A 7,118-nucleotide genomic window follows, 5' to 3' on the forward strand; every position below is an offset into this window, starting at 1 on the left:
TATAGTTAAGCAAACTATCTGTTTCTGTTTACTCTTAACAACAAAAATACACCTACAACAAAGAATAATGTAAGGAAAACTACAGAATAACGCATACTTCCAAATATCTGGTCAATAGCGCCATATAGCACCATACCTATCACGATTCCAATCTTCTCGGTAACATCATAAAAGCTAAAAAAGGAAGCTGTATCCTGTGTTTCAGGCAACATTTTTGAATAGGTAGACCGTGAAAGTGACTGTATACCTCCCATAACCAAACCTACAAATGCAGCAGTTACATAAAAGTGTATTGGTAACGATATAAAATAAGCCACAATACATATTACTGCCCAAATGCAATTGATACCTATTAGTGTTTTTATATTTCCATATTTCTCAGAAAGTCTTGATGTAATTATAGCTCCTCCTACTGCTACGAGTTGGATAAGCAGGATGCTAACAATAAGCCCCATCTGTTTCGCGCCACCTTCTCCCCATTGAATCTCTTCGGCTCCAAAGTATGTGGCCACAAGCATAACTGTTTGTACTGCCATACTATAAACAAAGAAAGCTCCCAAATATCTCTTAAGCGTAATATTCTGCTTCAACTGGAACCAAACTTTACGAAGCTCCCTAAAACCATTAAGCAATACATCGGCAGTTACCTTATTAGCTGGTTTATTTCCCTTTGGCAGATAGTAATAGGTATATTGACTAAACAATATCCACCATACGCCTACAGAAACAAATGACCAGCGCATCATGGTAATTTGTGACTCACCCTCTTCCACAGACATAACCATTCCAAGGTTAACGATCAGTAAGATAACACTCCCAATATAACCCATAGAATAGCCACGTGCACTCAATGCATCCTGTTGATCAGGAAAAGCAACATCAGGAAGATAGGAATTATAAAAAACAAGACTACCCCAAAACCCAACCAGACCAAAGAAATAAAATACAAGGCTCGGATAAATGTTATCAAGGTCAAACCAGTAAAGTCCTATACACGATAATGCCCCTATATAACAAAACAGTTTAAGGAAGCCTTTCTTATTTCCGGAATAATCGGCAATACCCGAAAGTAAAGGCGATATAAAAGCTACCAGTAAAAACGCAAAAGCAGTTACAAAGCTCATTAGCGCCGTTCCCTTTACTGACGAACCAAAAATAGGCACATGGGTAATCCCTTTTGAGGAGAACAAAGCATCATAAAAAATTGGGAATATAGCCGAAGCGATTACAAGGCTATATACAGAGTTAGCCCAATCGTAAAAAGCCCAGGCATTCAGAAGCTTTTTGCTTCCTTTTTCTAATTGTGTCATAGTTTTTGGTTTGGAAAACCAAAGCTAATTTATTTTTCTTTATGTAGTAAAGTCTAAAGTTATAAAGTCGTAAAGTTTTACACCAAATAAACACAGACTCGTAACATCAGCACTTGCAATTACTTCTATGGGGTTTGTCCCTATTTCTTTCAATAAACGGATAAATCTTAATGGCAAAATAAAAATCCGCTGAATGAAGTTTCTTTTGCTTAAAGAAAAGAGGCAAAAAGTTTTCGCTTCCTATGATAAGTGGCCCCAGCCTTAAATAAGTACCAAGCTGTAAATCCCTGAATTCATACATAGAAACCGAAGCTCCATACCCCAGTATCTTTTTCTGAACTGAATAGGAAACATTAGCAATATTAGCACGCCTGAGGCTGTTTTTAAAAACAGGTGCTCTTTGCACTAAATCAAAATTCAAATAATGATCATCCCTTATTCTTTTACTCATATTAACATGCATGCTTGTAGGAAGGCCAATAGAAAAATCTGAACCTACTAACGAAGCGTCGGGGTCTCCGTATACCTCTTCGCTCAAAATATGCATTAATTCTTCAGGACTGTTAATGTTTCTGCCCGACAGACTATTAAAGTCAAAAGGCCTGCCCCTAAAATGATGATTCTGTCCCTTAAAATTGATATACCCTATATCAAGTACATTAAATGATATCTTATAATCATAATCTTCCATCCTGTAATTCCATTTTATAAAAGTTAGTCCTACATCAGCACCCAAACCTCTTCCGTTAGGCTTAAAATCATACTTCTTTTTTTCAGAATCATAAGCGGTTGCATAAGAAGCATCAATATTATAATTTGTCAATACTCCATCGGTCGCGAAATTACTGTCAACAGTCCTGACAATATTGGCGGTGTTCTTGCTGTTGATTTTCATAGCATCATAACCAATCTCATATTTCAGGCTGCCTCCAAGTACCAATCTAAATTCTTTTTTCTCAAATATTTGTGTAGAAACATTAATCCCTACTTCTCCCCAGTTCATAAAATTGGTCTTGAAAGGATGAAAATCATAGAGGTAAACAGCATCAGTATTGGTATTATTTATTCGTGAATAATTATCAATATCAAGAGCCGAGCCTTGAGTGCGCACTCGGGTAAACAGTCCGAAAACATATTTTTTCTGCTGTATATCTGTTGTGAATGAAAACGATGGCCCTAAAAGATCGGAACTGAAATGATAGCCACCTTTAGCTTTATTGTAATAATCCTGAATATGCAATCCGGTAACTCCCATCACATTGTCAAACAAATTCACCGATTTGATATCAGCACGTGGAATACCAACAATGCTTAAATTCGAAATATAAGTATAGTTATTCTGCACAAAAATATCTTCGGCTACAACATTTACATCCCATAGATTCGGATTAAAAAAGGGCTGTGTAGGAGAAAATCCCACGCCACTTATACCACTGTATTTATCGTTACTGAAAATAACCGGATCCTGAGCCATCAAGGATAAAGGAAATACTAACAAAACAAATCTCCACATCATTTTCTCTAAAATTTTGTTTTTAAACATACATATCGATTTATACAGCATTTTCAGCATAAACAAAGCTTTTTCTTTGCTAATAAAACAAGCAAACCAATGCTTTCCCTCCATAAAAAACGTAAATATTCATACTTATATTACTATTAATTTAACATTCAACAATTTGTAAAATAAAAAAGCTACCATAAGGTAGCTTTATAACAATATTATTGTTTCAATACAATTAGTATTTTACTCCAAACTTAGCTGCTTCTGCTTTTGCATTAGCAACGATACTCTGTATATGTGCAATCCTTGTTGAGCCTGAAGGGTGTGTACTCAAAAATTCAGGTTGAGCAGCTCCTCCAGAATTAGCTTCCATCCTTTGCCAAAATTCAACCGCTTTATCCGGATTATAGCCAGCAATAGCCATAAGCGTAAGGCCAATTTCATCAGCTTCGGTTTCATGTTTTCTACTGAAAGGAAGCATCCCTCCTACTTCAGATCCTAATCCATAAGCCTGCATAAGTATTTCTTGAGTAGAAGAACTTTGCCCGGATGCCGCCACCTGAACCCCGGCTGCTCCCAACTGTTGAATTTGTGCGGCACTCATACGTTGAGCACCATGATTAAGCAATGCGTGAGCTACCTCGTGTCCCATTACGGTTGCAAGTCCTGCATCATCTTTCGTAATTGGCAAAATCCCTGAGTAAACCACAATTTTACCTCCCGGCATACACCATGCATTCACCTCTTTGCTATCAACAAGGTTGTATTCCCATGCATAACCGTTAAGGTAATTTGATTGTCCTTTCGAATTAAGGAGTTTTTCTGCCGCAGCTTTTATTTTTTGTCCTACGGTTACAACACGTTGAGCATCAGCCGTGCCCTTGATTACTTTATTTTCTTTCAGGAACTGGCTGTATTCTGCAAAAGCAGTTGGGAATATCTGATCATTCGATACAAAATTCAGGTCCGATTTACCTGTTAAAGGATTCGTACTGCAGGCAAATATAAAAAGCAGTAGAAAAGCAGATGATGTTAATACACCTTTTCTCATGGTTATGAAGTTTATTAAATTCTATTCAAATTTAGGAAATTCATTTTATAACTATTTCAAAAAATTAACACTGCGAAGTTAAAGTATTGTGAATGTTCAAATTAATTCACATTTGAATGATAATACACCTACTATCAATTTTATAACACCCTTAAAACTAGGCAAGCATAATAAATTGTAACTTGCTGAAAAATTCCTTTATAATGTCCGATAATCCAAAAAAGCATCGTGATTCGATGAGAATACCAAAGCCAATATTGGTTACTGCCAAAATTCTGGAGATGACTTCTCCACGTCTTGCAGCAAAATTTGCCATGAAACTTTTTACGACACCCATGAAATTCAGACTTCCAAAACGTGAAGAAGAAATGGATAGCAAAAGCAGGCAACATGAATTTTTACTACCATCTATCGGAAAAAAAATACATGTTTACCATTATGGTGAAAGCGATAAAAAAGTTTTGCTTGTACACGGATGGAGTGGCCGCGGAACACAATTGCACAGTATTGCCGATAAACTCCTGAAGCAAGGTTATAGTACCATAAGTTTCGACGCTCCTTCACATGGAAAAGCAGAAGGAAAATACAGCGATATGTCTGAATTCATTGCTGCAATCCTTGAATTGGAAAATCAATTTGGTCCCTTCGAGCATGCTATTGGCCATTCATTGGGAGCTATGTCCGTACTAAATGCAATTAAAAAAGGGTTAAAGGTAAAAAAAGCAGCAATTATAGGGAGTGGAGACGTTATTGAGGATATAATGAATGACTTTACCGAAAAATTAGGAATGAATATTGATACAGGTAAAATAATGATTGGTTTGTTTGAAAAGAAATTTGGCGAAACCATTAACACCTATTCAGCGTATATAGCTGCAATGGATGTAGTTTGTCCTGTTTTGGTAATTCATGACGAAGATGATACAGATGTACCGGTAAGTGCGGCTCATCATATAGCAAAACATCTTGCATTTCATGAAATAATGATAACAAAGGGCTTGGGGCATCGTAAAATTTTAGGCGACAATAAAGTCATAAAAAAAATTATTCAATTCTTAGAATCATGAAAAAACTAGTTGTTATTGCCTTGTTATTAACCCTTGCTGCATGCCAGGGTCAGGAAAAGAAAAATGCCTTCGTAAAGACTCAAACGGTTCAGCAAACTGATAAAAATGTGAAACTGGACAAAAATACTACCGATGCCGATTGGAAAAAAGTGCTAACCGAGGAACAGTATCAGGTACTTCGTCAAAAAGCAACAGAAAGACCTTTCACAGGAGAATATTATAAACATTTTGAAAAAGGTGTATATGTTTGTGCAGCCTGTGGTAATCCTTTGTTTAAATCTGATGCAAAGTTTGATTCTTCATGCGGATGGCCATCTTTTGACCAGGCTATAAAAGGTTCGGTAATTTATAAAGAAGATAAATCATTGAGTATGAACAGAACTGAAGTTATGTGTGCGAATTGTGGTGGACACTTAGGCCATGTATTTGATGATGGGCCTGAAGAAACTACCGGAAATAGATTTTGTACCAATTCCGTTTCTATTAAATTTATACCTGCTAAAAAATAAGCTTACTTCATGGAAAAATATAATATAGAAAAAACTGAAGCCCAGTGGAAAGAAGAATTAGGTTTAGAAAGATTTAAGATATTACGGGAAAAGGGGACTGAATTTCCACATTCAGGAAAATATAACCTAACATTTGACAAAGGAACATACTGCTGTGGTGCTTGTGGTGAGCCCCTGTTTGAAAGTAACTCCAAATTCCACTCAGGCTGTGGTTGGCCATCGTTTGACGAATCAATTCCGGGAAAAATAGAATATATTAAAGATACATCTCATGGAATGATTCGAACTGAGATTCTTTGTGCCAATTGCGGCAGTCACCTTGGTCATGTCTTTGATGATGGCCCCACTGAAACCGGCCAAAGATATTGCGTAAACTCTCTTTCTATTGACCTAAAGGAATAATTTGTAATTCAGCATATGGATCTTTTTAACGAAAGTGTAAACTGGCAAAAGGAGCTCCGTCCTCTTATAGCAAAATATAAGGGAAAACAGCATCCTTTGGATTATAAGAATATTTACCAGCTTTTAGTAATGGTGGTTCTTTCAGCACAGGACAGCGATGCTCATATCAACAAAATTGCACCTGCGTTTTTTAAAAAGTATCCTGATATGAAAGCTCTAGCGAAGGCTAATACTGCTGGACTTATGGAATATCTTGAAGAAGTTCATTTTCATCAAAATAAGATAGCCTGGCTTCAGGAAATAGCGGAAACGGTTAAAGAAGATAAGAACATTCCCAAAACTATGAAAGAGCTGACAGCTCTTAAAGGAGTTGGCAGAAAGTCTGCGAATGTCATCATGCGAGAAGCCGGTTCAGAACCTGAAGGAATTATGGTTGATCTCCATGTATTACGTGTCGCTCCGAGACTTGGCATTGCCAAAGGTAAAGATGCAACCAAAATTGAAAAACAAATGATGGAAGTACTACCTAAAAGTATGTGGAGGGAAATCGGAATGGCAATTTCTTTTTTAGGGCGAGAAATTTGCAGACCTACCAATCCAAAACACAGCGAATGTGTCATGAATAAAGTATGTGAATATTGTCTGAGTCACAAATAATAAAAGAGAGAAGCAATGCTTCTCTCTTTTATTAATATATCTTAATCAGATCTCCTGCTGAAGTAAATGTGGCCGTGTTATCAATTCCATCTTTGCTGAGTATTAACTTATATTCACCGTCATCAGCCTTCTGAGCTTCATTTATAGTATAATTACCATATTGCTTTTTAATCTTATCCAACACCTCCTTAGGGATATCAGATACATTAATTTTTTTGTATTGTTTTTCCTGAACTATAATTATTCCCGAAACATTTATGTAAGCTTTAACCGGACTGATTATTGCTACACATGCTGTTATAGTCAGCATAAAAAGTAACTTTCTCATAATAAATCGATTAGTGATAATCTCAAAGTTACTTAAACCTATAAAGGTGAGTTATTAAAATAATCATAAACTTTCAAAGCAAAAAACTAGACAAGCGCGAAAAAGTAAAAGAAAGGCGACTACCCCGATAGCTATCGGGGCTCCTACAAATTGCAGTACCAATAGTGCTATAAAGCAAAAAACCCTTCATCATTTAAGATGAAGGGTTTTCAAAAGGCACGAGGTCTTCGGCCGAATTGGCGCAGCAAAGGCGACTACCCCCGATAGCTATTGGGGCTCCTACAAATTGC

Annotated in this window: 8 protein-coding genes; 4 read left to right on the forward strand and 4 right to left on the reverse strand. The window is 36.6% G+C overall.

All coding sequences use genetic code 11. The features are described from left to right. Window positions 1–14 precede the first annotated feature (14 nt). The 3 genes from ACFSR3_RS14925 to ACFSR3_RS14935 all read right to left on the reverse strand — a co-directional run bounded on the left by ACFSR3_RS14925 (window position 15) and on the right by ACFSR3_RS14935 (window position 3,865). Window positions 15–1,310, reverse strand: coding sequence for an MFS transporter (locus ACFSR3_RS14925; RefSeq protein ID WP_379822098.1), 1,296 nt, complete (start codon window positions 1,308–1,310; stop codon window positions 15–17). A gap of 106 nt (window positions 1,311–1,416) precedes the next feature. Then, window positions 1,417–2,853 carry a hypothetical protein gene (locus ACFSR3_RS14930; protein WP_379822100.1) on the reverse strand — a complete coding sequence of 479 codons (1,437 nt, stop codon included), beginning with the start codon at window positions 2,851–2,853 and terminating at the stop codon, window positions 1,417–1,419. Window positions 2,854–3,049: 196 nt separating this feature from the next. Beyond that, window positions 3,050–3,865, reverse strand: coding sequence for a M48 family metallopeptidase (locus tag ACFSR3_RS14935; RefSeq protein ID WP_379822103.1), 816 nt, complete (start codon window positions 3,863–3,865; stop codon window positions 3,050–3,052). A gap of 203 nt (window positions 3,866–4,068) precedes the next feature. On the opposite strand from ACFSR3_RS14935, the gene ACFSR3_RS14940 reads away from it, so the two are divergent. Genes ACFSR3_RS14940 through ACFSR3_RS14955 form a run of 4 tightly spaced genes read left to right on the forward strand, consistent with a single transcriptional unit; the run spans window position 4,069 to window position 6,500 of the window. Continuing rightward, the gene (locus ACFSR3_RS14940; RefSeq protein ID WP_379822105.1) at window positions 4,069–4,932 is read left to right on the forward strand and encodes an alpha/beta hydrolase; all 864 of its coding nucleotides are present in this window, start codon (window positions 4,069–4,071) and stop codon (window positions 4,930–4,932) included. Then, a complete protein-coding gene (gene msrB / locus ACFSR3_RS14945; RefSeq protein ID WP_379822107.1) occupies window positions 4,929–5,441 on the forward strand; it encodes a peptide-methionine (R)-S-oxide reductase MsrB in 513 nt (170 codons plus the stop codon). The genes ACFSR3_RS14940 and msrB (ACFSR3_RS14945) overlap by 4 nt, the downstream gene beginning before the upstream one ends. A gap of 9 nt (window positions 5,442–5,450) precedes the next feature. Further along, a complete protein-coding gene (gene msrB, locus ACFSR3_RS14950) occupies window positions 5,451–5,843 on the forward strand; it encodes a peptide-methionine (R)-S-oxide reductase MsrB (protein WP_379822109.1) in 393 nt (130 codons plus the stop codon). 15 nt (window positions 5,844–5,858) lie between these two features. Continuing rightward, window positions 5,859–6,500 carry an endonuclease III domain-containing protein gene (locus tag ACFSR3_RS14955; protein WP_379822111.1) on the forward strand — a complete coding sequence of 214 codons (642 nt, stop codon included), beginning with the start codon at window positions 5,859–5,861 and terminating at the stop codon, window positions 6,498–6,500. A gap of 31 nt (window positions 6,501–6,531) precedes the next feature. On the opposite strand, the gene ACFSR3_RS14960 is transcribed toward ACFSR3_RS14955, so the two are convergent. Next, the gene (locus ACFSR3_RS14960) at window positions 6,532–6,828 is read right to left on the reverse strand and encodes a hypothetical protein (RefSeq protein WP_379822112.1); all 297 of its coding nucleotides are present in this window, start codon (window positions 6,826–6,828) and stop codon (window positions 6,532–6,534) included. Window positions 6,829–7,118: the final 290 nt, after the last annotated feature.

It is taken from the genome of Flavobacterium suzhouense (genome assembly GCF_042684765.1).
GTDB lineage: Bacteria > Bacteroidota > Bacteroidia > Flavobacteriales > Flavobacteriaceae > Flavobacterium > Flavobacterium suzhouense.

Excerpts from the sequence above, each read along its gene's own strand:
- msrB (WP_379822109.1), top strand. The coding sequence starts at position 5,451 with ATGGAAAAATATAATATAGAAAAAACTGAAGCCCAGTGGAAAGAAGAA.
- msrB (WP_379822107.1), top strand. The coding sequence starts at position 4,929 with ATGAAAAAACTAGTTGTTATTGCCTTGTTATTAACCCTTGCTGCATGC.
- ACFSR3_RS14940 (WP_379822105.1), top strand. The coding sequence starts at position 4,069 with ATGTCCGATAATCCAAAAAAGCATCGTGATTCGATGAGAATACCAAAG.
- ACFSR3_RS14955 (WP_379822111.1), top strand. The coding sequence starts at position 5,859 with ATGGATCTTTTTAACGAAAGTGTAAACTGGCAAAAGGAGCTCCGTCCT.
- ACFSR3_RS14960 (WP_379822112.1), bottom strand. The coding sequence starts at position 6,828 with ATGAGAAAGTTACTTTTTATGCTGACTATAACAGCATGTGTAGCAATA.
- ACFSR3_RS14925 (WP_379822098.1), bottom strand. The coding sequence starts at position 1,310 with ATGACACAATTAGAAAAAGGAAGCAAAAAGCTTCTGAATGCCTGGGCT.
- ACFSR3_RS14930 (WP_379822100.1), bottom strand. The coding sequence starts at position 2,853 with ATGTTTAAAAACAAAATTTTAGAGAAAATGATGTGGAGATTTGTTTTG.
- ACFSR3_RS14935 (WP_379822103.1), bottom strand. The coding sequence starts at position 3,865 with ATGAGAAAAGGTGTATTAACATCATCTGCTTTTCTACTGCTTTTTATA.